We start from the raw sequence: 22814 nt of genomic DNA, 5'->3' as shown, positions 1-22814 counted from the left end.
TTATTTTTGATAAAGCTATAAAATGATAATGGAAATAGAAAATTTTTTTGAAATAGATAAGCGATAAAAAAAGACTATTGCTTACGGTTTAAAACTTTGTAATCTTCATAACACCCACTGATGGCATCTAAAATTTGTAAGTCATTGGCAGTAGCAATAAATGATTTTGAATAATTACAATTGTTTAAGATATCTTCAATATCTACTTTTTCTATATGTAGTAGCTCTGTGAGTGTCTCTCTATCAAATTTAGAGGCTAATAAATCTTTAATGGCGTCATCTTCTTTAACTTTTCTAAGCTTCTTCATCTGGTTCGGCTTTTTTCCAAATAAGTTTCGCAATAAATCTGCAGGATTAAGAATGGCACCTAAAACTTTGGTTACGGCACTCGGATTTTTTTTACCTGCTTCATAGCTTGTATTTAATCCTGAGATACTGTACTGGTAAGAATCATTTAAAGGTAAATTTTTAACATCGATTTCCAAATAACCAGTTAGATCGTATGACGTAACAATTACTTCTTCAAGGGCGTATGCAAGTTCTGTTAAGGTAATTTTTGTGTTCTTAAACTTCAGCATATCATTGGTGACGCGGACTTTCTGAGATTTAAAACCTAAATAGCTAAAATATAAGGTGTCATTAGCTATTGCAGGGATGGTAAACTCCCCTTTTTCATTGGTTATAGTACCAACTACTTGGTTTAGGTTTACAATATGAACGCTTTCCATTAAAGAACCGTCTTGTGCATTTATCACAATTGCTTTTAGGAATTCGTTTTGTTGATTTTCTTGCTCAGTTTCTTGAGAGAATCCTATGGCAACACAGGTAAATAGAAATATATAAATAAGCTTGTTTTTCATCTGAAGTAATATGTTTAAATGAGTCAGATGTAATTCACTTTTAAAAGATTGCACTTGTGCAGTATTTATGGTGATTATTACGTTTGACAAATAAAGGCCTAAAATACTAAACAAAACAAAAAAAATACGCCGAAGCGTATTTTTTTATTATGAAATTAACTAAATTTTAGACTAGAAAAAGCCACTTCTACGTTTGCTTTTGCTACCGCTACTAGATTCTCTACTTCCACTACGTGAACCAGATTTAGATCCTGAGCTAGAATCAGATCTTCTTCTAGATCCTCCTCCTTCAGAACTTCCTCCTCCGTAACCACCATCTCTTGATGATGAAGACTTGCGTTTTTTGAAGTCTCCTCCGCCACCGCCACCGCGATTACGATCTCTTCCTCCGCCGCCACCGCCACTGCGGTTACGATCTCTTCCTCCACGACCTCCGCCACCACCTGGGTTGCTAGAAATCTCAACATTTACAAATCTTCCGTCAACTTTAAAGTCTTTAAAAGTCTCTAAAATTTTTGGTGTAATTGCTGCATCAGTATTAAAGAAAGAAAAACTTTCCTTAACGTCAACTTTATAAATATCATCCTGACCAACTTCTAGAGTGTCTCTCAAGAAATCTTTTAGAGACATCCAATCGTATTCGTCTTTTTCACCAACGTTTATAAAGTAACGTACAGAACCATCTGTAGGGATTTCTCCGCTGTTATTACTTCTTTCGCCTCTTTCGCCTCTTTCTTCTCTACCAGAGCTGCTAGTTGCTAAATCTCTTGTTTTGTTGTAGTAATTAAAGAAACGAGTAAATTCTACAGAAACTACTTTTTTAATTAACTCTTCACGATCAATACCTTCAAATACTTTGTTTATTGCAGGTAAATAAGTTTCAACTTCAGCGTTAACTTCGGTATCTTTTATTTTATTTGCTAAGTGGTATAATTGAATTTCACAAATTTCCATTCCTGTAGGAATATTTTTTGTGATGAATTTTTGACCAATTTTATTTTCTATTGCTTTTATTTTTCTAAGCTCGCTTCTGGTAATAATTACCATTGAGATACCAGATTTTCCAGCTCTACCAGTTCTACCACTACGGTGAGTATAGGTTTCTATTTCATCTGGTAGTTGATAGTTAATTACGTGTGTGATGTCATCAACATCAATACCACGTGCAGCAACATCAGTTGCAACTAATATTTGTATTTGTTTTTTACGGAAAGAACTCATTACCAAATCTCGTTGGTTTTGACTTAAATCTCCGTGTAAAGCACCGGCGTTATATCCGTCTTCAATAAGACTTTCGGCTACTTTTTGAGTATCTCTTTTAGTTCTACAGAAGATAACAGAGAAAATATCTGGATTGGTATCTGCTAATCTTTTTAATGCAGGGTATCTATCACGACCACTAACTACATAGTATTCATGTTGTACTGTTGATGCTCCTGAGTTTTTAGCTCCCACAGTAATTTCTTGTGGACTACGCATAAACTTTTTAGCAATTGTAGCTACCTCTCTAGGCATTGTTGCAGAGAATAACCAAGTACTTTTTTCTTTAGGAGTATCAGAAAGAATTTCTTTGATATCTTCAAAGAATCCCATGTTAAGCATTTCATCAGCTTCATCTAAAATACAATAATCAATTTTAGAGATATCAACTAATCCACGGCTCATCATATCTTTCATACGACCAGGAGTCGCTACGATAATTTGTGCACCACGTTTAATTTGTCTTGCTTGGTCAGTGATACTTGCACCACCATATATAGCTACAACATTAATGTTTTTTTCGTATTTAGAATACGATTGCATTTCATTTGTAATCTGTAAACAAAGTTCACGTGTTGGTGATAATATTAAACCTTGAGTGGTTCTACTATCTGCATCTATTTTTTGAATTAATGGAAAACCAAATGCTGCTGTTTTTCCTGTACCTGTTTGGGCAAGAGCTACTAAGTCGGTGTCGTCACCTAATAAGATTGGAATTGCTTTCTCTTGTACGTCAGATGGAGTTTCAAATCCCATGTCTGTAATAGCGTCTAATATAGACTTTTTAAGGCCTAACGCTTCAAATTTTGTCATAAATATGTTATTGTTAATCGCAAATATGTCTGTTGCATAGAGCGATTATTTTTTATAACCTATTTAGACTCAGCGCAACACATGCTATACTAGCGGCATTATTTAAAGCTGCAAAGGTACTGTTAATTTATTAGATAATGAATTAAATTTTAAACCATTAATTTAGATAAGTAATGCGCAGTGTATCAAGAACATACGTTTGTTTAGAATTAAATTTCTATAAATTATTTAAATAATCGAGGAGTTTTTTCATTGCTTTTCCGCGATGACTTATTGTGTTTTTGATAGTTATAGGTAATTCGGCAAAAGTTTTGTCATATCCTTTTGGTTTAAATATAGGGTCGTAGCCAAAACCTTTTGTTCCGTTTTTTAAAACGGTTATCTCTCCGAAAGCTACTCCTTCAAATAAAATTTGTTCTCCATTTAAATTTAATGCAATTACGGTTTCAAATCTAGCTTTTCTACTTTCTTTGTTCTTTAAGTCGGTGAGTAGTTTATTCATATTGTCATCAGAATTTTTTTGTTCTCCTGCATACCTTGCCGATAAAACTCCTGGTGCATCATTTAAGCTTTCTACAAGTAATCCTGTGTCATCTGCAAAGCAGGGTAGTTTGTATTTTTTAGTTACAAAATCCGCCTTTATTTTAGCATTTCCTTCAAGGGTGTCAGCAGTTTCTGGTATCTCCTCAAAACAACCAATATCTTCTAAAGAAAGTATTTTTATATGTTTAGGAACTAAGAATTGAACTTCGTATACCTTATTTTTGTTGTGCGTTGCAAAAACAATTTCCATTTTAGTGTAGTGTCATTTAATTCAAAAATAGTATTTTAATCCTTTATATTTTATCAGATGTATTTAAAATTACCGCCAGCGATCGTTTGGCTTTTAGCAGCATCACTTATGTTAGGTGTTGCTCGTTTTCTACCATTCGGAAATTTTGATTTTACAGGACGTATTTATTTTATATATGTTTTTATAGGATTAGGCGCTTTTATAGGGGTATTTGCAATTATTCAATTTATTAAAAAGCATACGACTATTAACCCTACAAAACCTCAAAATGTTTCTCAATTGGTCACCGCAGGATTGTATAGTTACAGCCGTAATCCTATGTATTTAGGCTTATTGTTAGTGCTTTTGGCTTGGGGTTTGTATTTAGGAAATGCTTTTAATTCTTTAGTGGCGGCAGGGTTTGTATCTTATATGAATGCTTTTCAGATAAAACCAGAAGAAGCGGCACTTTCTAATAGTTTTGGTTCGGAGTATAAAGCCTATTTGAAGCATGTTAGAAGATGGTTTTAATATAAGTATATATACTTATATTTTATATTATTACTTATTTAGCTTATATATTGCTATATTAACACATTAACTTATAACTATGATTGCGGTACTAACAGGAGATATTGTAAATTCTGAACACTATGAAGCTTCGGAATGGATGGTAGTTTTAAAAAAACACTTATCCAAAATAGGAGATGCTCCACAAGATTGGGATATTTTTAGAGGTGATGAATTTCAGCTAAAGGTGTCTGTTGCAGATGCTCTTAAAATAGCGATACTTACTAAAGCTAAAATAAAAACAATAAAAGGCTTAGACGTTCGGATGGGTATTGGTTTAGGAGAAGAAACCTTTGTAGGGACTAAAATAAGTGAATCTAATGGGAGTGCATATCATTTTTCAGGCAGAATTTTCGAAACATTAAAAGAGCAGAAAATAAAATTAGCTTTAGCTGCCGCCGATGAAAAATTAGAGAAAATCTTAAATTTAATACTTAAATTGGCACTAGATTTTATGGATGATTGGAGTGTTGTTTCTGCAGAAATTGTAACAATTTCATTGGAGAACCCCAATTTACAGCAACAAGAAATTGCAGATCAGTTGGGAATAAAACAATCTGCCGTAAGTCAAAGACAAAAAAGAGCGAGGTTAGACCTTGTCTTAGAAGTATTAACCTTTTATAAGGATATAATTAAACAGGCGTAATATGATGTTATTGACCAAACTATTTTTAGCACATCTGCTAGGAGATTTTATTTTTCAGCCCTCTAAATGGGTTAAAGATAAAGAAGAAAAAAAAGTAAAATCTAAATACATCTATTATCATACGTTAATTCATTTTGCTTTATCGTTGCTGTTGTTGTGGGATTTAAAATACTGGAAAATTGCAGTAGTCATTGCGGTTTCTCATTACCTTATAGATTTAATAAAGCTCTACATAACACCAAGTTTTAAAAATAAAAGTGTTCCATTTTTTATAGATCAAGCAATGCATATTGCCGTATTATACGGGTGTGTTTATTATGGAGATTTAGTTAATCATACCGTAAAATTATTTCAAGAAATAGATCTTAATTTAGTTACTGCTTTTGTATTTGTTAGTTTTCCTGCCGCCATAATAATAAGTAAACTATTACAGGGAATGGCTAGGCATATAGAAGATGATCATGAATCATTGCCAAATGCAGGAATGTATATAGGAATAATAGAGCGTTTTTTTGTGCTTACGTTTCTAATTGCTGGACATTGGGAAGTTATAGGTTTTTTAATCGCGGCAAAATCTGTTTTTAGATTCAATGACTTAAAAGATAGTAATAGTAGGGAATTAACAGAATATATCTTAATAGGAACGTTGTTGAGTTTTGGGATAGCCATTTTAACAGGCATAGTGTATAATACGCTTTTAAGCATATGAGAACTGCTCTTATTTTAATTTTTTTACAAATTTCATTTGCAGGATACGCGCAGGTAGAATTTTTTACCTCTTTTGATGGGGTAAAAATTGCCTACACAGATGAAGGAAAAGGAAACGCAGTTATTTTAGTACATGGATTCATAACTTCTGGAAGTTCTTGGGATTATACTGTTTTGAAAAAAGGGCTTTTGCAAAAAGGCTACAGGGTTATTATTCCAGATTTAAGAGGTAGCGGTTTATCAGATAAACCGAATGAAGCAAAATTTTATCAAAATAATGCAGAAATAAAAGACTTACAAGGTTTGGCGTCTTATTTGAACATTAAAAAATTTGATGTTGTAGGGTATTCTAGAGGTAGTATTGTTACAGCAAAGTGGCTAACCTGTGATAAACGCATTAAAAAAGCGGTATTAGGTGGTATGGGGCTAGATTTTACGAATCGTGAATGGGGTAGACGTATTTTGTTTGCGAATGCATTTGCAGAAGGCGCTGTGTTAACAGAGGAGGTGAAAGGGGCTGTGGCTTATGCAAAATCAATACATGCAAATTTTAAGGCCTTACATTATTTGCAAGTATATCAACCAGTAACAACTGTGGCTGAATTAAAGGAAATTAAAACAAAAGTGTTGATTATTGCAGGAGATAAGGATTTAGAAAATGGTAATCCAAGTGAATTACATGAGGTAATTCCTAGGAGTAAATTTGCAATAATTAAGGGAGTTCATAATGAAGCGTACAAAACAGCATCCTTTTCAAAAGAAATAATTTCATTTTTCAAGTGATATTTTTTTAAACCGAAGAATGAAATTGCGATTTTGATAATTTTATAGCGCTCATAAAAACAATTCTACATCAAAATGTTACAATTACAAGTTCAATAGTAGTTTTAGTATTATTTCAAAGAATCAGAGCAAATAAATTTTTACTTTTATGGCTTAATTTTTATTCAAAAAATGGTTGCAACAGGAAGAAAGTATGTATTTGATTTTGATAGTACTTTAACGCGAGTTGAAGCGCTAGATGTTCTAGCGGAGCTTACACTCAATGGCAAGTCCAACAAAGAAGAAATTATTAAAGAAATTCAGGAAATTACCAACTTGGGAATAGACGGTGATATTTCATTTACGGAATCATTAGAGCGTAGAATAAAACTTTTGAATGCGCATAAAGATGATTTGCCTATTTTAGTTGAAGAGTTGAAGACTAAAATCTCAAAATCTATAGAAGCGAATAAAGATTTTTTTAGAGATTACGCAGATGATATTTACGTAATATCTTGTGGTTTTAAAGAATTTATAGATCCTATAGTAAAAGAATATAATATTCCTTCGCATAGAGTATATGCAAATACGTTTAAATTTGATGAAGAAGGCAAAATAGTAGGTTTTGATGAAACTAATGTTTTGGCAATGCATAATGGTAAAATAGATTGCCTAAAAAACATGAATCTTGACGGTGAGGTTCAGGTAATTGGTGATGGCTATAGCGATTATGTAATGAGAGAAGCAGGTATTGCGCATAAGTTTTTTGCCTATACCGAAAATGTACACCGTGAAAAAGCTGCAAAAAATGCAGATTATATTACACCTAACCTTGATGAATTTTTATTTGTGAACGATTTACCTAGAAAAATTTCCTATCCAAAAAATAGGATAAAAATGTTGTTGTTAGAAAATGTGCATCCAGATGCGTTTAAGAGTCTATCTGAAGCAGGTTTCTCTGTAGAAACCGTTAACCACAGTTTAACAGAAGAAGAATTAATAGAAAAAATAAAAGGCGTACATGTACTTGGTATACGTTCTAAAACGCAAGTTACTAAGAACGTACTAGAGGCTGCTAATAAGCTTATGGTCGTTGGTGCTTTTTGTATCGGAACTACGCAAATAGACTTAGATGCTTGTAAGGCTAAAGGAGTTGTCGTATTTAATGCTCCTTATAGTAATACGCGTTCTGTAGTAGAATTGGCAATTGGGGAAATTATTATGCTAATGCGTAGTGTGTTTACGCGTAGTACCGAAATTCACCAAGGACAATGGAATAAAACTGCTGCAAATTCTAGAGAAGTACGTGGTAAAAACTTAGGGATTGTTGGGTATGGGAACATAGGTAAGCAATTATCTGTTTTAGCAGAAGCTTTAGGAATGCGTGTATATTATTATGATGTAAATGATCAATTGGCTTTGGGTAATGCTGTGAAATGTAATACGCTTGAAGATTTATTGAATATTTCAGACGTGGTAACCCTACATATAGATGATAATAAAGCAAACCTTAATTTTATAGGAGAAAGAGAAATTAACCAAATGAAAAATGGAGCTATTTTTATAAATTTAGCTCGTGGTTTTGTGGTAGATATTCCGGCATTAGCCAATGCATTAAAGAGTGGTAAATTGGCAGGTGCTGCAATAGATGTTTTTCCAGAAGAGCCTAGAAGTAATGGTGAGTTTGAAACGGAGCTTAAAGGTTTAGAGAATGTTATTTTAACGCCACACGTTGGAGGTAGTACAGAAGAAGCACAAGCTAATATTGCAGATTTTGTACCGAATAAAATTATGGATTATATGAATACGGGTAATACGGTTGATGCTGTAAACTTCCCTAATATTCGTTTACCAAAGCAAAACAAAGCGCATAGGTTCTTGCATATTCATAAAAATGTACCAGGAGTTATGGCTAAAGTAAATGAAGTTTTAGCACGTTATGAACTAAATATTACAGGCCAGTACTTATCTACGGATAATGAAGTGGGTTATGTTATATCAGATGTGAATAAAGAATATAATAAAGATGTTATAAAGGAGCTAAAGAAAATAGAAAACACAATTAAATTTAGAGTTCTTTACTAAGAACAATTTACTTTTTACTACAAAGCCCAATGAATTTTTTCTTGGGCTTTTTTTGTTTAATTGCTTTAGCTATCTATTATCATATGTTTCACAACAATTTGTTGTTCATAAATTAGATATCAAATACCTTGTAGGAAAATTCCTTTGTAATTTTTTGGATAAAAAATTTAGTACGTGAAAAAATTTTATAAATATTATTTATTAGTCAGTACGATTATCATTTTAACGGTTTTAATTCAATCAATTATTCAGTATTCTTTAAGAAACCAGGAACGTATGGCGGCTGTCATTAATGTTGCGGGTAAACAACGTATGTTTAGTCAGTTAGTGTTAAAAGATTTTTATGAATGTAAAGATTATGACTGTAATTATTCAGAATTAAAAGTAGCCTTGGCTAAATTATATAGAACAGATGAAGTTTTACAAAACGGAGATGAGAAACTTGGTTTTTATCCGGTAGAGAATCCTGAAATAATAGCTGATTTTAAAAAATTGCAACCGCATTTAGATTATATCTATGCTAATTTAAATGCTACAGATCGTATTGCAGAAGTTTCTGTAATAGAGCTATCTGGTCATGTAGATAGTTTTCTAAAAATTATGGACGGTATTGTTCTTAAGTTTCAACAAGAATCAGAAGAAGAAATAAAAACGATTATGATCATAGAGGTAGAGTTAGCGGTCCTGTCGCTGTTTATTATCCTTTTTGAGATAGTTTATATTGTAAATCCTATTATTAGAAAAACTACCTCTCAGAACCAAAAGCTTAAAGAGATTTCGTGGCATCAATCTCATGCGTATGCTTCGCACATGAAAAATATAAAAGATCTTCAGCATGTGCTAAAAATTGAACGGAAAATAGAAAATAAAGAAGATTTAGTAGCGTGCGTTATTACAGAGTTAGATGCACTTAATGAAGTATCAGAAAACATGTTAAAGTCTTTAGAAAGTGACGAGGAAGAAATAAGTAAGTTAGATATTCTTCTAACTAAATTAGATAAATTATTTGATAGGAAAAAGTAAAATTATTGATGGTGGTAAGGTTCGTTTTTTAAAATAGTAAATGCTCGGTATACTTGTTCTACTATAAAAAGGCGAATCATTTGGTGGGAAAAGGTCATTTTAGATAAACTTATTTTGCCTTGTGCTTTGTTGTAAATGGCATCGCTAAAACCGTAAGGACCGCCAATAACAAAAACCAATTGTTTAATTCCTGAATTCATTTTTTTTTGTAAATAATTAGAAAAATCAATAGAAGTAAATTGTTTTCCATTTTCATCTAATAGAATTAAAACATCGGTATTAGTTATTTTTTTTAAAATGGCTTCACCTTCTTTTTCTTTCTGTTGTGCTTCCGATAAATTTTTAGTGTTTTTAATATCGGGGATTAATTCTAAATCAAATTTGATATAATGTTTAAGTCTATTTTCGTATTCTTCAATAAGTTGAGACAGGTGAGAACTGTCTGTTTTTCCTATGGCTAAAAGTTTGATTGTCATAAGGCAAATTTAATCAGAATTTTTACGTTTAATAATAAAGAATATAAATTTATAGGGAGTCTACTCTAAGTAAAGTATTTAGTAAATTAGCAAATAAGAAAATTTTCAATGATTTCAAAAGAGCAATTTAATACAGAAATAGAATTAATTATAGCAAATGCAATCCGTGAAGATGTAGGAGATGGCGATCATAGTTCTCTAGCTTGTATTCCCGTAACAGCAACAGGTAAAGCAAAGTTGTTAGTGAAAGATACGGGTATTATTGCGGGTATAGATTTTGTTAAGCAAGTATTTAGTTATGTAGATAAAAACCTGAAAATTGAAACTGTTTTAAAAGAAGGCGATAAAGTTAAACATGGCGATATCGTTTTTTATGTAGAAGGGAGCTCACAAAGTATTCTGAAATCTGAACGTTTGGTGTTAAACGCGATGCAACGTATGAGTGCAATTGCAACTAAAACAAATTATTTTGTAAAATTGTTAGAAGGCACAGACACAAAAATTCTTGATACTAGAAAAACTACTCCAGGAATTAGAGCATTAGAAAAATGGGCGGTTAAAATTGGAGGAGGAGAAAACCATAGGTTTGCTTTGTATGATATGATTATGTTAAAAGATAATCATATAGATTTTGCTGGAGGTTTAGCTAAAGCTATAGAAAAGACAAAGCAATATTTAAAAGACACAAATAGAGATTTGAAAATAATAGTTGAAGCACGAGATTTAAATGAGGTTCAGCAAATTCTAGAAGCTAAAGGTGTTTACCGAATTTTATTAGATAATTTTTCATTTAAAGACACAAAGACAGCAGTTAAATTAATAGGCAACCAATGTTTGACGGAATCTTCGGGAGGTATTAATGAACATACAATTCGTGAGTATGCAGAGTGTGGTGTAAATTATATATCGTCTGGAGCATTAACACATTCTGTTTACAATATGGATTTAAGTCTTAAAGCGGTATAAATGTCTACAGCAATAGAAGAGAAAATAGATAAAATTCCGATTGTAAACTGGTTGGCGAGGTTGCTTAAAAGGGTAAAATTTGCCGCTTTTGAAGGTCTTTCTTTGTATGAGCTAATAGAATTGTATTTATCAGGAATAATACAAGGAGCCCTTTCTACTAGAGCAAGTGCTATTGCATTCAGCTTATTTATGGCTCTTTTTCCTTTGTTAATCTTTTTACTGAGTTTATTGCCTTTCTTAATTCCTTATATTCAGATTAATGGAGAGACCAATTTTGAATCTGATTTTCTGGCTTTTTTAGAATCATTTTTACCAAATGCAACAGGTGATTATTTTGAGGAAATATTTATTCAAATTAAAGATCAAAAAAGAGGAGGTTTATTGTCTTCTACGTTTGTAATTTCCATATTTCTTGTAGCAAACGGAGTGAATGCAATTTTTGGAGGTTTTGAGAATTCATACCATGTAAACTTAACAAGGAACTTTTTTAGACAATATTTATATGCGCTCTTCGTAGGGTTAATCTTGTCTATTTTACTCATAGTAGCGGCAATTTCTTTTGTGTATTCTGAGTTTTATATTGTAGAATATGCAAGTGATTTGGTAACAAAAACATATGGTACCAATTTAGAAGAAACGGATATAATAGGAGTGCGGATTGCGAAAATTTTATTTTTTATTATTCTATCATATTTAACAACGGCAATATTGTATTATTTTGGAACAGCTGAAGGTAGACAGGCAAGATTTTTCTCTGCCGGTGCTACAATGACCACCTTGCTATTTATTTTTACTTCGTATTTATTTGGTGTGTATGTAGAGAAATTTGCGCGTTATAATGAGTTATATGGTGCTTTAGGAGGATTATTAATATTAATGGTGTTTATTTGGTTAAATTCTAATATATTGTTGCTAGGTTTTGAACTGAATGCAACCATAAACTCAGTTAGAAATAATCTAAATCAGAAAGATGAAACACCATAAGCTATTATTTTTTTTTATAGGAATATTTTTAATCAATTTTAGTTTTGGTCAAACAGTTTTTGATGAGTGGAAAACAATTGACGATCGCACAGGGAAACCTAAAGGGGTTATTAAAATATATAAGAAAGACGGTAAGATGTATGGCGATATCGTAAAGATATTAGAAGATGGTAAAGAAAATTTTAAATGTACCAAATGCGAAGGAGATTTAAAAGATAAGCCTGTTTTAGGAATGACGATCATTAAAGCAGCTGAAGCTCACAGTGGTGGAGAATGGAAAGGAAAGTATTTATTTGATCCAGAACAAGCCATGACCTTTCGTTGTAAAATTTGGTTGAATCCTGATAACCCCAATGAGCTTAAAGTTCGAGGGTATTTAGCATTCATTTTTCGAACTCAAACTTGGATACGAGTAAAAGATTAGAACACCATAGCATGTCTTATTTTATCAATGTAATTCTTCCTATACCGTTAGAAAAACTGTTTACATACAGTATTTCTGAAGCAGAAGCAGATTTTTTGCAACCAGGAATGCGAGTAGCAGTTCCATTTGGAAAATCTAAAATATATACCGCTCTGGTGCATGAGGTGCACCAAACACCACCAGCAGTCTATGACGCCAAAGAAATTCATCAAATATTAGATGAAATTCCTTTAGTAACTGCCACGCAATTAAAACATTGGTTCTGGATTGCGGAGTATTATATGTGTAGTGTAGGTGAAGTTTTTAGATCTGCTGTGCCTAATGCCTTTTTATTAGAAAGTGAAACATTAATTCTAAAGAATAAGAATTTTAATGCAGATGAAAATGAGCTTTTAGATGACGAATTCTTGGTGTTCGAAGCTTTAGAACATCAATCTATACTACGCGTACAAGAAATAAGTGCCATTTTAGAAAAAAAGAATATACTCCCGGTATTAAATAGACTCTTAGACAAAAACATTATCATCCTAAAAGAAGAAGTGTACGAGCAGTATAAGCCAAAAATGGTGCGTTATGTTCGTATGGGGAAGGCATATCTATCCGAAGAAAAACTTGAGGAATTGTTAACTACCTTGACAAGAGCTCCCAAACAAAGTCAAGTTGTTTTAACATTATTTCAATTGCAAGCCACAACAAAAAAGCCTATTAAAGTTTCTGAGTTGGAAGTGGCAAGTAAAAGTTCTGCGGCTATAATAAAAACCCTTATTGATAAAGCTATTCTCGAAGAGTATTTTGTACAAACAGATAGAGTGGTTTATGTAGAAGATGGAGATAATGAAAGTCTAAAATCATTAAACGAGTATCAGGAAGAGGCCTTAAAAGATATTAGAATAGGGTTTGATAAAAAGCTACCTACTTTATTACATGGAGTAACTTCTTCAGGGAAAACAGAGGTTTATGTTAAATTGATTGAAGAGTGTATTCGTTCAAATAAACAAGCTTTATATCTATTGCCTGAAATTGCATTAACTACGCAGTTAATTTCAAGGCTACAGGAATATTTTGGAGAAAAAGTAGCAGTATATCATTCTAAGTACAGTGTTCAGGAGCGTGTAGAAGTTTGGAATAATGTTTTAGCAAATAAAGCAAAAGCACAAATAGTGATTGGAGCAAGATCTGCATTATTTATGCCTTTCGCAGACTTAGGTTTAGTTATTATTGATGAAGAGCATGAGAGTTCATTTAAGCAATATGATCCTGCGCCACGTTACCATGCACGAGATACAGCTATTGTTTTAGGGAAATTACATAAGGCTAAAATTTTATTGGGGTCCGCAACACCTAGTGTAGAAAGTTATTACAATGCACAGTCTGGTAAATATGGCTATGCCAGTATTCTACGAAGATTTGGCAATGTTCTAATGCCAGATATTGAATTGGTTGATATTAAGGAGTTGACTAGGAAAAAGAGAATGAAAGGTCATTTCTCCGAGCGATTATTGGAGGAGATTAAGGAAACTTTAGAAAACGGGGAGCAAGTAATTTTATTTCAAAATAGAAGAGGGTACGCCCCTATTATGGAATGTACTACTTGCGGACACTCTCCTCAATGCCCTAATTGTGATGTTAGTTTAACGTATCATCAACATAAAAAGCAATTGCGTTGTCATTATTGTAGTTACAATATAGCAGTGCCTTTAGCTTGTGAGGCATGCGGGAGTGCTACGCTAGATACTAAAGGTTTTGGAACAGAACAAGTAGAACAAGAATTGAATAACTTATTTCCTGATGTAAAAGTTGGTCGTATGGATCTAGATACGACACGAGGAAAATATGGCTACGAAAAAATTATTACGGCATTTGAGCAGCAAGAGATAGACATTTTAGTAGGTACACAAATGCTTACGAAAGGATTAGATTTTAGAAATGTAAATCTAGTAGGAATTATGAATGCAGATACGTTGCTAAATTTTCCAGATTTTAGAGCTCATGAACGCAGCTATCAATTGCTTACTCAGGTATCGGGTAGGGCAGGGCGAACAAAAAAGCGAGGTAAAGTAATTATTCAGAGCTACAACCCATACCACCAAATATTAAAACAAGTATCTACTGGTGATTATGAAGGGATGTTTAAGGAGCAGTTGTATGAAAGGCAACAGTATAAATATCCACCAATAAATCGCATTATTAAAATAACGTTTAAGCATAAAGATTATAACAAACTTAATGAAGCGGCAGAATGGTTTACAAAAGGGTTGCGAAATGCATTTGGTATCCATGTCTTAGGGCCAGAGTTTCCTCCGGTGTCTAGAATTAGAAACCAATACTTAAAAAATGTTTTGATAAAGATACCTAATGGTCAAGCTTTGGGTAAAACTAAAAATAGCATTAAAAGAATTGAAAAATCTTTTAATGCTATTTCGCAGTACGCTAGCGTACGTGTAATCTACAATGTAGATTATATATAGTTTATACGTTGTTTAACGCTTCTGCTAATTCAGTCTTTTTATTTCTACTTAAAGGAATAGAGCGCCCACTTACTTCAACATTTTTACTGTTGAACTTCTCTACTTTTTCTAAGTTGATAATATAAGATTTATGAATTCTTAAGAATTTATCGTCTGGTAATTGTTCTTCAAAGGATTTCATTGTAGATAAAATTACAATGTTTGCTTCATCGGTAACTAATTTAATATAATCACCAAGAGCTTCAATCCATTTAATATCATTTAATATAACCTTTCTCTTTTTAAGGTTACTTTTTACAAAAATATGCTCCTCATCCTCATTTATTCTGTGTAGTTGTTCAAATTTGGCAACTGCTCTTTTTACAGAAGCGTCAAACCTGGACATGGTAATAGGTTTATGCAAATAGTCAGTGACATCATAGTCAAAAGCTTTGAGTGCATAGTCTGGTTTACCTGTAATTAATATTACTTGTGGCCTGTTATCTAAGGACTCAAGCAAATCAAAACCACTAATAATAGGCATCTCAACATCAAGGAAAATTAGATCAATTTCATTGTTCTTAATTCCATTTTTTGCTTCAATTGCATTGCTATACTCTGCAACCAGGGCCAAGTTTGGATGGTTGTTTACTAGCTTAGCAACTGCCATCCTCTGCATGGATGAATCGTCTACAATTATACTTCTTAGTTTCATAAAAGGTTGATTTGTGGGGTTAAATCATAGGCAAAGTACTGAAAAAACACGATGAACTACAACAAAAGATGTGAATATGGTATAATTTGTTGTGTAATCAGCAAAATACATGATCAAAATTTAGGTTAAGTTTATTTTTTTTAGGTTAAGTTTACGCATACTGAATCTTATAACGAAGTTTTTCAAGAAATCTTGTGTAAACTCAGAATTATTGTTACTTTTGCGCTCTTAAAAATATATTAATATGAATCATTACGAAACTGTTTTCATTTTGAATCCCGTTCTATCTGATACTCAGATAGAGGAAACAGTTAAGAAATTTGAAGATTTCTTAATTAGCAAAGATGCCAAAATGGTATCTAAAGAAAATTGGGGCCTAAAAAAATTGGCTTATCCAATACAACACAAGAAAAGTGGTTTTTACCATTTGTTTGAATTTAGTTCTACAGGAGAAGTTGTTTCCCCTTTTGAATTAGAATTCAGAAGAGATGAGCGTATCATGCGTTTCTTGACTGTAAAGTTAGACAAGCATGCTATTTCATGGGCAGAAAGAAGAAGAACAAAGTTAAAAACTAAAGCTTAAGTTATGTCATCAATAGAACAACAAGCAAAAGGTAAAAAAGACGGAGAAATTAGGTATTTAACTCCTCTAAATATCGACACCAATACTCAAAAGAAGTATTGTCGTTTTAAGAAATCTGGTATCAAGTATGTAGATTACAAAGATCCAGACTTTTTAATTAAATTAGTTAATGAGCAAGGTAAGTTACTTCCTAGAAGACTTACTGGAACTTCATTGAAGTACCAAAGAAAAGTGGCTGTAGCTGTGAAAAGAGCACGTCATTTAGCATTAATGCCATATGTTGGTGATTTATTAAAATAAAAAAATACGAACAATGGAACTTATATTAAAAGAAGACGTTCAGAATTTAGGCTTTAAGGATGATTTAGTGACTGTAAAAAACGGTTACGGAAGAAATTTTCTTATTCCTAATAGATTAGCTACTATGGCTACTGTTTCTGCTAAAAAAGTATTAGCAGAAAACTTGAAGCAAAGAGCTCATAAAGAAAAGAAAATTGTTGATGCTGCAAATAAAACAGCGGAAGCATTAAGACAACTAGAGATTAAAATTTCTGCTAAATCTGGTGCAGGTGACAAATTATTTGGATCTGTAACTAACAATGATTTAGCTGAAGCTTTAGCAAAAGAAGGTCAAGAAATCGAGAAAAAATTCATCTCTATCGCAGGTGGTGCTATCAAGAGAACTGGTCCTTACAATGCTCAAATCAGATTACATAGAGATGTAGTTGTAGATTTCCCTTTTGAGGTAGTTGGTGGTAAGTAAAAATTAGTTAACAAATAGTTAACAAATACTTAATAAAAAAAGAGTCATGTTCGCATGGCTCTTTTTTTTTGTGCTAATTTCGTTTTAAACTATAAACTCACATAATTATGTTTAAAAAGGCTTGTGCATTATTTGTGCTTCTATTTGTCTCCTTCGGAGCATTTTCCCAAGTAACGACCTCTAATATTAAAGGTCTTATTATTGACGATGTTAATGAACCATTATTTGGCGCTAACATTGTAGTCGTTCATACACCAACAGGCACAACTTATGGTGCTATCTCTAATGAGGACGGTAGATTTAATTTATTAAATTTAAGAGTAGGTGGTCCTTACGAGGTTTCAATCTCTTATATTGGATACAAAACACAATCAAAGTCAGACGTGTATCTTACTTTAGGCCAAACCTTTAACGTAGATGTTACTTTGGCTTCAGATAGTCAGGCATTACAAGAAGTAGTGGTTGTATCAGATCAAAGTGGAACTTTTGGTAGTGGTCGTACAGGTGCAGAAACCAGTGTTGGTAGTAGAGAATTAACAAGATTACCAACAATATCTAGATCTGCTTCAGATTTCACACGATTAGAGCCTACAGCTAGTGGTAACTCTTTTGGTGGTCGTAATGATCAATACAACAACTTTTCTCTAGATGGCGCTATTTTCAACAACCCATTTGGTTTAGATTCTCCAACACCTGGGGGGCAAACAGGTTCTCAGCCTATTTCTTTAGATGCTATTGAGCAAATTCAAGTGTCTACAGCTCCTTATGATGTATCGCAATCTGGTTTTACTGGAGCTACTGTTAATGCAGTTACTAAAAGTGGTACGAATGAATTTCATGGTACGGTTTACGGCTTTTTTAGAAATGAAGATTTAACGGGTGGTAAAATTAAAGGCGAAGATGTCATAAAGCCAAAACTTTCACAAACACAATATGGTTTAAGTATTGGAGGGCCAATAGTAAAAAATAAATTATTCTTCTTTGCGAATTTTGAAAAAGAAGAGAGAGATGATTTAGGAACCAATGGTTGGGTACCCAATACAGGTTCAGGTGCTATAAATGAGTCTAGAGTATTAGAGTCAGATTTAATGTCTGTACAATCTGCTTTAGCTGGTCTTGGTTATGATACTGGCGCTTACAGTGGTTTTACCTACGGATCAGGATCTACAAAGGGACTTTTTAAATTAGATTGGAATATTAATGATAAGAACAGGTTAGCGCTTATCTATAATTTCTTAGATGCATCTAGTGAAAAACCAGCACACCCTACAGCAATTGGTGTAAGAGGTCCAAGCTTTTCTACATTGCAGTTTGAGAAGTCTGGCTATGAAATTAACAACAAATTAAACTCTATTCAATTAGAATTGAATTCTACCTTATCTGATGAAGTAACGAATAAGTTACAAGTGGGGTATACACATTTTGATGATTTTAGAAATCCTCTTTCAACACCAGCTCCAAGTATAATTATTCAAGATGGTGCCGGTTCTAATTATATCATTGCAGGTCATGAGCCATTTTCAATTCATAATAGATTAGATCAGAAAGTATTTCAGTTAACCAATAATATGAATGTTTTTAAAGGAAATCATACCTATACGATAGGTTTTTCTTTTGAAAAATTTCAATTTGATAACTCATTTAACCTAGGAAATTATGGAGGTACTTTTGGTTTTGATGTTAACGGTACACCAAATAATTTTAATGACGACAGAAATTTTGCGTCAGTAGGCGAGTTTTTATCATTTGCACAACCAGGGGGAATGATAGATGGAATGATTCAGGGAGCTGAAGCCCAATTTGCGAATAACAACCAATTTGATGACGGTGACGGTTGGCAACTAGCGGAAACAAACGTAGGTCAGTTTTCATTTTATGTGCAAGATGAATGGAGTGCAACAGATAATTTTAAATTAACCTATGGAATTCGTTTTGATAAGCCGCTATATTTTGATACTAAAGAAAAAATAGCAGAGAATATCGAGAGAAAAATAGATAATTTTCAACCCGATAATATTTATTACAACCCAAACACTGGAGAAGAGACTACTATTGATTCAGAGCAGTTACCAACAAATGATTGGTTAATATCTCCTAGAGTTGGTTTTAATTGGGATCTTAAAGGTGATAAAACTACGCAATTACGTGGTGGTACAGGCGTATTTACAGGTAAGTTGCCATTTGTATGGTTAGGAAACCAAGTGCAAGGAGTAGATTTTTTCTTCTATCAAGCAGTAGATCCTGATTTTCAATGGCCACAAGTATGGAGAACTAATTTAGGGGTTGACCATCGGTTTGATAATGATATCGTGCTAACGGCAGACGTTTCTTATACGAAAGATTTAAATGCCGCACATGTTCAAAACTGGGGATTAAATACACCAAGTGGAACATTGAATGCACCAGGAGATAATAGACCTGTATATGAGGCTGGTGATTTTGCATCAAATGCTTTCGGAGGTTCTACTAACGCTTATGTATTTACAAACTCAGATAAAGGTAGAATTTGGAATGCATCTGTGAAAGCACAGAAAAACTTCAGTAATGGTTTGTATGTCATGGGGGCCTATAGTTATTTAAATGCAAAAGATGTAAACTCAATAGAAGCGGAGATTACAGGTGACGCGTTTGATTTTAACCCAACTTTAGGGAATGCGAATAATGATGTATTAGGATATTCTAAATACGGAGATACCCATAGATTTATTGGGGTATTGTCTAAAAACTTTGAATACGGTCAAGGAAAATGGAACACGACTATTTCTACCTTCTTTGAGTACGGACAAGGAGCGCGTTACAATTATACCTATGCTGGAAATATAAACGGAGACAGTTCTTTCCAGAACAATGATTTACTATACATTCCTACAGCTGCAGAAGTTGGTCAAATGCAATTTTCAGGAGCAGGACAAGCGGAAGCTTTTGAAGCCTATATTCAACAAGATGATTATTTAAGTGATAATAGAGGAGAATATATGGAGCGTTATGGCGCATTAGCACCATGGAGAGGTAAATGGGATATGAAAATATTACAGGATTACACCTTTGATAATGATAATAAAATCCAATTTAGTATTGATGTTCTTAATGTAGGTAACTTAATCAATTCTGATTGGGGTGTTATTCAACAACCTAATAATGTGAGTCCTATAGGAGTTTCTGTAGATGCTACCAATACACCGACGTATACATTTGACCCTAGTTTAACTAAGACTTATGGCTTTGATGCTAGTTTAGCATCAAGATGGCAAGCACAATTTGGAGTGCGTTACATCTTCTAATTGAAAAATAAATAATATTAAATCTTAAAAAGGCTGTACAATTTGTACAGCCTTTTTATTTTTGCCAAGATTTTGAATTTGTACAAAAGCAAATCAAACCGTAAAAGCAAGTAATGAAGTATACAAGACTTACAAAGCAACAGTTAGAAGAATTACATCAGGAATTCATTAATTTCTTAGCCACACAATCTATCACAGGAGAGGAGTGGGAAAAAATTAAAACAGATACACCTGAAGTAGCGGAAGAAGAATTAGATGTATTCTCAGATTTAGTTTGGGAGGGTGTTTTAAATAAAGTAGATTTTGTGGAGAATATTTCAGCGCAACAAATGCATTTGTTTCATTTAACAGAAAAAGAGATGAAATTAATCTCTGTTAAGGTGATGAATCCTGAGATAGACTTAACAACAGAAATAGGTTTTAATTGGTTTAAGAAAAACTGGCAATCAGATTTTGTAGAATATCTTTCAGCATCTAAGGCTTATAAGGACGATAAGAACCTTGATAAATTTGAACTTATAAAAAAAGGTGCTGTGATTACAAAAGGAGAGTTGTACCAATGGTTTGAAAAAGTCATAGGATAAGTCGATATTTACGGCTACATTCTGAGAGCTCTTGACAATCTTGAATTTCAGAACTTTTGCAAATAATACCCAAGAATAATTTAAGAGAGCTTATACTATTAATTTAAGGTCTTAGTAAAAACAAGAACACATACTATTACATGGCACAAAAACCATCTATTCCAAAAGGTACTAGAGATTTTACTCCTTCAGAGGTAGTAAAGCGTAATTATATATTTGATACGATTAAGAAGAATTTTCAAACCTTCGGTTTTCAGCCTATTGAAACACCATCTTTTGAAAACTCTGATACCTTAATGGGAAAGTATGGAGATGAAGGAGATCGTTTGATATTTAAAATATTAAACTCTGGAGATTATTTAAATAAAGTAGATGATGCTACTTACCGTGAGAAAAACTCAAATGCAATAACTTCAAAAATATCAGAAAAAGCATTGCGTTATGACCTTACCGTGCCGTTTGCGCGTTATGTAGTAATGCATCAAAACGAAATAGACTTTCCGTTTAAAAGATATCAGATACAACCCGTTTGGAGAGCAGATAGGCCTCAAAAAGGACGTTTTAGAGAATTTTATCAATGTGATGCAGATGTTGTAGGTTCAGACTCATTATTGCAGGAGGTAGAGTTTGTGCAATTGTATGATGCTGTATTTGCCGATTTAAAATTAGATGGGGTAACCATCAAAATGAACAATAGAAAAATTTTAGCTGGTATCGCGGAAGTTATTGGCGCTAAAGATAATTTGATAGACTTTACAGTCGCATTAGATAAATTAGATAAAATAGGAGAAGAAGGTGTTAAGAAAGAAATGTTAGAAAAAGGTATTTCTGAAACCGCTATAGAAAAAGCATCACCATTGTTTAAGTTAACAGGAACCAATTTGGAGCAGTTAGATGCTTTAGAAAAACTTTTATCCTCTTCGGAAGAAGGAGCAAAAGGGGTGGCCGAACTTCGTTTTATTATTGAAACAATTTCTGAGCTTGGTTTGCAAACGGCAACATTGGCTATAGATGTTACTTTAGCACGAGGACTTAATTATTACACAGGTGCTATCTTTGAAGTTGGAGCTCCGGAAGGAGTTAAAATGGGTTCTATTGGTGGCGGTGGTCGCTATGATGACTTAACGGGGATATTTGGATTGAAAGATGTAAGTGGAGTAGGTATATCTTTTGGCTTAGATCGCATCTATTTGGTATTAGAGGAATTAGAATTATTTCCTGAAGCCATAGATCAATCATTACAGGTGCTTTGTGTTAATTTTGGCGATCAAGAAGCTTTAGCAGCTTTAAAACTCGTAACAAATTTAAGAAAACAAGGGGTTAAAGCAGATGTATATCCGAATAGTGCTAAAATGCAAAAGCAGATGAAATATGCTAATAACAGGAATGTACCTTTTGTAATTTTAATTGGTGATGAGGAGTTAGCGAATAATTCTTTTGTAGTAAAAAATATGAAAGAAGGTTCGCAAGAAACGTATAGTTTGGATAAGGTAGCGGAATTTGTAAAAAATTTATAATTCTTTTTTGATAGATTTTATTACGGTTTTGTAATAATGAACGGAGTGTGGCACATATTTTCTAAGATTAGCCATTCCCCAAGTTTCTTCCGAAAATTTTAAAAGCGAGGTGAGTTGTAAATCTTCCACTTCGCTTTCTTGTTTTATAAGCTCTTGTAGTGGTACTTTTAATTCAGCGATAAATGCATGGTGAAACTCAGCATCAATTAATTCTGGACTGTGGTTTTGAATGGATTTAAATACGCCTATTTTTTTTAACTCTTTTTTAGAGATATTTAGTCCTATTTCTTCTGCAATTTCTCGAACTGCAGCATCTTCAATTTCTTCTCCAGAAGCAATATGTCCTGCAACAGAAACATCAAATAATAAGGGGAAAATGGTTTTGTATTTCCCTCGTTGCTGTAATAAGATGTATTGGTTTTTGGTATAAAACCAGATGTGCACGGTTTGATGAAAAATTCCGCTCCTATGGGCAATAGACTTTAAAACAGTTTCGCCTGTCTTATTTCCATCTGCATCTAGTAGATCTATGAGTTCGTCCATACTGTACTATTAAAAATCCTCCCTTGTGAGGA

22 protein-coding genes are annotated in these 22814 nt (G+C 33.0%); 16 read left to right on the top strand and 6 right to left on the bottom strand.

Features of this window, described 5'->3' with window-relative positions:
• Nucleotides 1-74: 74 nt before the first annotated feature.
• From CELAL_RS00255 to CELAL_RS00245, 3 genes are all read right to left on the bottom strand, one after another.
• Nucleotides 75-860 carry a carboxypeptidase-like regulatory domain-containing protein gene (locus CELAL_RS00255; RefSeq protein ID WP_013548904.1) on the bottom strand — a complete coding sequence of 262 codons (786 nt, stop codon included), beginning with the start codon at nt 858-860 and terminating at the stop codon, nt 75-77.
• Between the two features lie 171 nt (nt 861-1031).
• Nucleotides 1032-2933 (bottom strand): DEAD/DEAH box helicase, encoded by a 1902-nt coding sequence (locus CELAL_RS00250; protein ID WP_013548903.1) that lies wholly within the window; start codon nt 2931-2933, stop codon nt 1032-1034.
• Between the two features lie 217 nt (nt 2934-3150).
• A complete protein-coding gene (locus CELAL_RS00245; RefSeq protein WP_013548902.1) occupies nt 3151-3726 on the bottom strand; it encodes a non-canonical purine NTP diphosphatase in 576 nt (191 codons plus the stop codon).
• A 57-nt stretch (nt 3727-3783) separates the two neighbouring features.
• On the opposite strand from CELAL_RS00245, the gene CELAL_RS00240 reads away from it, so the two are divergent.
• The 6 genes from CELAL_RS00240 to CELAL_RS00215 all read left to right on the top strand — a co-directional run bounded on the left by CELAL_RS00240 (nt 3784) and on the right by CELAL_RS00215 (nt 9499).
• On the top strand, nt 3784-4236 hold the full coding sequence (locus tag CELAL_RS00240; RefSeq protein WP_013548901.1) for a methyltransferase family protein: 453 nt from the start codon (nt 3784-3786) through the stop codon (nt 4234-4236).
• Nucleotides 4237-4315: 79 nt separating this feature from the next.
• Nucleotides 4316-4921 (top strand): SatD family protein, encoded by a 606-nt coding sequence (locus tag CELAL_RS00235; RefSeq protein ID WP_013548900.1) that lies wholly within the window; start codon nt 4316-4318, stop codon nt 4919-4921.
• A 1-nt stretch (nt 4922) separates the two neighbouring features.
• Nucleotides 4923-5630, top strand: a complete 708-nt coding sequence (locus CELAL_RS00230; RefSeq protein WP_013548899.1) for a DUF3307 domain-containing protein — start codon at nt 4923-4925, stop codon at nt 5628-5630.
• Nucleotides 5627-6412 (top strand): alpha/beta fold hydrolase, encoded by a 786-nt coding sequence (locus tag CELAL_RS00225; protein WP_013548898.1) that lies wholly within the window; start codon nt 5627-5629, stop codon nt 6410-6412. Before CELAL_RS00230 ends, CELAL_RS00225 begins: the two co-directional genes overlap by 4 nt.
• Nucleotides 6413-6583: 171 nt before the next feature.
• A complete protein-coding gene (gene serA, locus CELAL_RS00220; RefSeq protein ID WP_013548897.1) occupies nt 6584-8476 on the top strand; it encodes a phosphoglycerate dehydrogenase in 1893 nt (630 codons plus the stop codon).
• A gap of 174 nt (nt 8477-8650) precedes the next feature.
• A complete protein-coding gene (locus tag CELAL_RS00215) occupies nt 8651-9499 on the top strand; it encodes a type IV pili methyl-accepting chemotaxis transducer N-terminal domain-containing protein (protein ID WP_013548896.1) in 849 nt (282 codons plus the stop codon).
• Nucleotides 9500-9501: 2 nt separating this feature from the next.
• Here the strand turns inward: CELAL_RS00215 and rlmH are convergent, their stop codons facing one another.
• A complete protein-coding gene (gene rlmH, locus CELAL_RS00210; RefSeq protein ID WP_013548895.1) occupies nt 9502-9975 on the bottom strand; it encodes a 23S rRNA (pseudouridine(1915)-N(3))-methyltransferase RlmH in 474 nt (157 codons plus the stop codon).
• Between the two features lie 108 nt (nt 9976-10083).
• Here rlmH and nadC point away from each other — a divergent pair, with 108 nt between their 5' ends.
• The 4 genes from nadC to priA are packed head-to-tail and all read left to right on the top strand — an operon-like array spanning nt 10084 to nt 14817.
• Complete coding sequence (nadC, locus tag CELAL_RS00205; protein WP_013548894.1) at nt 10084-10941, top strand: carboxylating nicotinate-nucleotide diphosphorylase; 858 nt, start codon at nt 10084-10086, stop codon at nt 10939-10941.
• Nucleotides 10942-11925: a YihY/virulence factor BrkB family protein gene (locus CELAL_RS00200; protein WP_013548893.1), complete on the top strand. Its 984-nt coding sequence runs from the start codon at nt 10942-10944 to the stop codon at nt 11923-11925. It abuts the gene before it with no gap.
• Entirely contained in the window at nt 11912-12349 is a 438-nt protein-coding gene (locus CELAL_RS00195; RefSeq protein WP_013548892.1) for a DUF2147 domain-containing protein, read from the top strand. Before CELAL_RS00200 ends, CELAL_RS00195 begins: the two co-directional genes overlap by 14 nt.
• Nucleotides 12350-12360: 11 nt before the next feature.
• The gene (gene priA / locus CELAL_RS00190) at nt 12361-14817 is read left to right on the top strand and encodes a replication restart helicase PriA (RefSeq protein WP_013548891.1); all 2457 of its coding nucleotides are present in this window, start codon (nt 12361-12363) and stop codon (nt 14815-14817) included.
• A 1-nt stretch (nt 14818) separates the two neighbouring features.
• Here the strand turns inward: priA and CELAL_RS00185 are convergent, their stop codons facing one another.
• Nucleotides 14819-15511: a LytR/AlgR family response regulator transcription factor gene (locus tag CELAL_RS00185; protein WP_013548890.1), complete on the bottom strand. Its 693-nt coding sequence runs from the start codon at nt 15509-15511 to the stop codon at nt 14819-14821.
• A 244-nt stretch (nt 15512-15755) separates the two neighbouring features.
• Between CELAL_RS00185 and rpsF the strand changes: the two genes are divergently transcribed.
• The 6 genes from rpsF to hisS all read left to right on the top strand — a co-directional run bounded on the left by rpsF (nt 15756) and on the right by hisS (nt 22239).
• Complete coding sequence (rpsF, locus tag CELAL_RS00180) at nt 15756-16094, top strand: 30S ribosomal protein S6 (protein ID WP_013548889.1); 339 nt, start codon at nt 15756-15758, stop codon at nt 16092-16094.
• A gap of 3 nt (nt 16095-16097) precedes the next feature.
• The gene (gene rpsR, locus CELAL_RS00175) at nt 16098-16394 is read left to right on the top strand and encodes a 30S ribosomal protein S18 (RefSeq protein ID WP_013548888.1); all 297 of its coding nucleotides are present in this window, start codon (nt 16098-16100) and stop codon (nt 16392-16394) included.
• A 13-nt stretch (nt 16395-16407) separates the two neighbouring features.
• The gene (rplI, locus tag CELAL_RS00170; protein ID WP_013548887.1) at nt 16408-16857 is read left to right on the top strand and encodes a 50S ribosomal protein L9; all 450 of its coding nucleotides are present in this window, start codon (nt 16408-16410) and stop codon (nt 16855-16857) included.
• Nucleotides 16858-16964: 107 nt separating this feature from the next.
• The gene (locus CELAL_RS00165; RefSeq protein WP_013548886.1) at nt 16965-20138 is read left to right on the top strand and encodes a TonB-dependent receptor; all 3174 of its coding nucleotides are present in this window, start codon (nt 16965-16967) and stop codon (nt 20136-20138) included.
• Between the two features lie 113 nt (nt 20139-20251).
• The gene (locus tag CELAL_RS00160) at nt 20252-20722 is read left to right on the top strand and encodes a DUF6495 family protein (RefSeq protein ID WP_013548885.1); all 471 of its coding nucleotides are present in this window, start codon (nt 20252-20254) and stop codon (nt 20720-20722) included.
• Between the two features lie 140 nt (nt 20723-20862).
• The gene (hisS, locus tag CELAL_RS00155; protein WP_013548884.1) at nt 20863-22239 is read left to right on the top strand and encodes a histidine--tRNA ligase; all 1377 of its coding nucleotides are present in this window, start codon (nt 20863-20865) and stop codon (nt 22237-22239) included.
• Here the strand turns inward: hisS and CELAL_RS00150 are convergent.
• Complete coding sequence (locus tag CELAL_RS00150) at nt 22234-22782, bottom strand: NUDIX hydrolase (RefSeq protein ID WP_013548883.1); 549 nt, start codon at nt 22780-22782, stop codon at nt 22234-22236. The genes hisS and CELAL_RS00150 overlap by 6 nt on opposite strands.
• Between the last annotated feature and the right edge of the window lie 32 nt (nt 22783-22814).

The organism is Cellulophaga algicola DSM 14237 (assembly GCF_000186265.1).
GTDB classification, from domain to species: Bacteria; Bacteroidota; Bacteroidia; order Flavobacteriales; family Flavobacteriaceae; genus Cellulophaga; species Cellulophaga algicola.
Note: the sequence above shows the minus strand (reverse complement) of the source record. Positions and strands in the feature narration are given on the sequence as shown.

Excerpts from the sequence above, each read along its gene's own strand:
- CELAL_RS00255 (WP_013548904.1), bottom strand. The coding sequence starts at position 860 with ATGAAAAACAAGCTTATTTATATATTTCTATTTACCTGTGTTGCCATA.
- CELAL_RS00250 (WP_013548903.1), bottom strand. The coding sequence starts at position 2,933 with ATGACAAAATTTGAAGCGTTAGGCCTTAAAAAGTCTATATTAGACGCT.
- CELAL_RS00245 (WP_013548902.1), bottom strand. The coding sequence starts at position 3,726 with ATGGAAATTGTTTTTGCAACGCACAACAAAAATAAGGTATACGAAGTT.
- CELAL_RS00240 (WP_013548901.1), top strand. The coding sequence starts at position 3,784 with ATGTATTTAAAATTACCGCCAGCGATCGTTTGGCTTTTAGCAGCATCA.
- CELAL_RS00235 (WP_013548900.1), top strand. The coding sequence starts at position 4,316 with ATGATTGCGGTACTAACAGGAGATATTGTAAATTCTGAACACTATGAA.
- CELAL_RS00230 (WP_013548899.1), top strand. The coding sequence starts at position 4,923 with ATGATGTTATTGACCAAACTATTTTTAGCACATCTGCTAGGAGATTTT.
- CELAL_RS00225 (WP_013548898.1), top strand. The coding sequence starts at position 5,627 with ATGAGAACTGCTCTTATTTTAATTTTTTTACAAATTTCATTTGCAGGA.
- serA (WP_013548897.1), top strand. The coding sequence starts at position 6,584 with ATGGTTGCAACAGGAAGAAAGTATGTATTTGATTTTGATAGTACTTTA.
- rlmH (WP_013548895.1), bottom strand. The coding sequence starts at position 9,975 with ATGACAATCAAACTTTTAGCCATAGGAAAAACAGACAGTTCTCACCTG.
- nadC (WP_013548894.1), top strand. The coding sequence starts at position 10,084 with ATGATTTCAAAAGAGCAATTTAATACAGAAATAGAATTAATTATAGCA.
- CELAL_RS00200 (WP_013548893.1), top strand. The coding sequence starts at position 10,942 with ATGTCTACAGCAATAGAAGAGAAAATAGATAAAATTCCGATTGTAAAC.
- CELAL_RS00195 (WP_013548892.1), top strand. The coding sequence starts at position 11,912 with ATGAAACACCATAAGCTATTATTTTTTTTTATAGGAATATTTTTAATC.
- priA (WP_013548891.1), top strand. The coding sequence starts at position 12,361 with ATGTCTTATTTTATCAATGTAATTCTTCCTATACCGTTAGAAAAACTG.
- CELAL_RS00185 (WP_013548890.1), bottom strand. The coding sequence starts at position 15,511 with ATGAAACTAAGAAGTATAATTGTAGACGATTCATCCATGCAGAGGATG.
- rpsF (WP_013548889.1), top strand. The coding sequence starts at position 15,756 with ATGAATCATTACGAAACTGTTTTCATTTTGAATCCCGTTCTATCTGAT.
- rpsR (WP_013548888.1), top strand. The coding sequence starts at position 16,098 with ATGTCATCAATAGAACAACAAGCAAAAGGTAAAAAAGACGGAGAAATT.
- rplI (WP_013548887.1), top strand. The coding sequence starts at position 16,408 with ATGGAACTTATATTAAAAGAAGACGTTCAGAATTTAGGCTTTAAGGAT.
- CELAL_RS00165 (WP_013548886.1), top strand. The coding sequence starts at position 16,965 with ATGTTTAAAAAGGCTTGTGCATTATTTGTGCTTCTATTTGTCTCCTTC.
- CELAL_RS00160 (WP_013548885.1), top strand. The coding sequence starts at position 20,252 with ATGAAGTATACAAGACTTACAAAGCAACAGTTAGAAGAATTACATCAG.
- hisS (WP_013548884.1), top strand. The coding sequence starts at position 20,863 with ATGGCACAAAAACCATCTATTCCAAAAGGTACTAGAGATTTTACTCCT.
- CELAL_RS00150 (WP_013548883.1), bottom strand. The coding sequence starts at position 22,782 with ATGGACGAACTCATAGATCTACTAGATGCAGATGGAAATAAGACAGGC.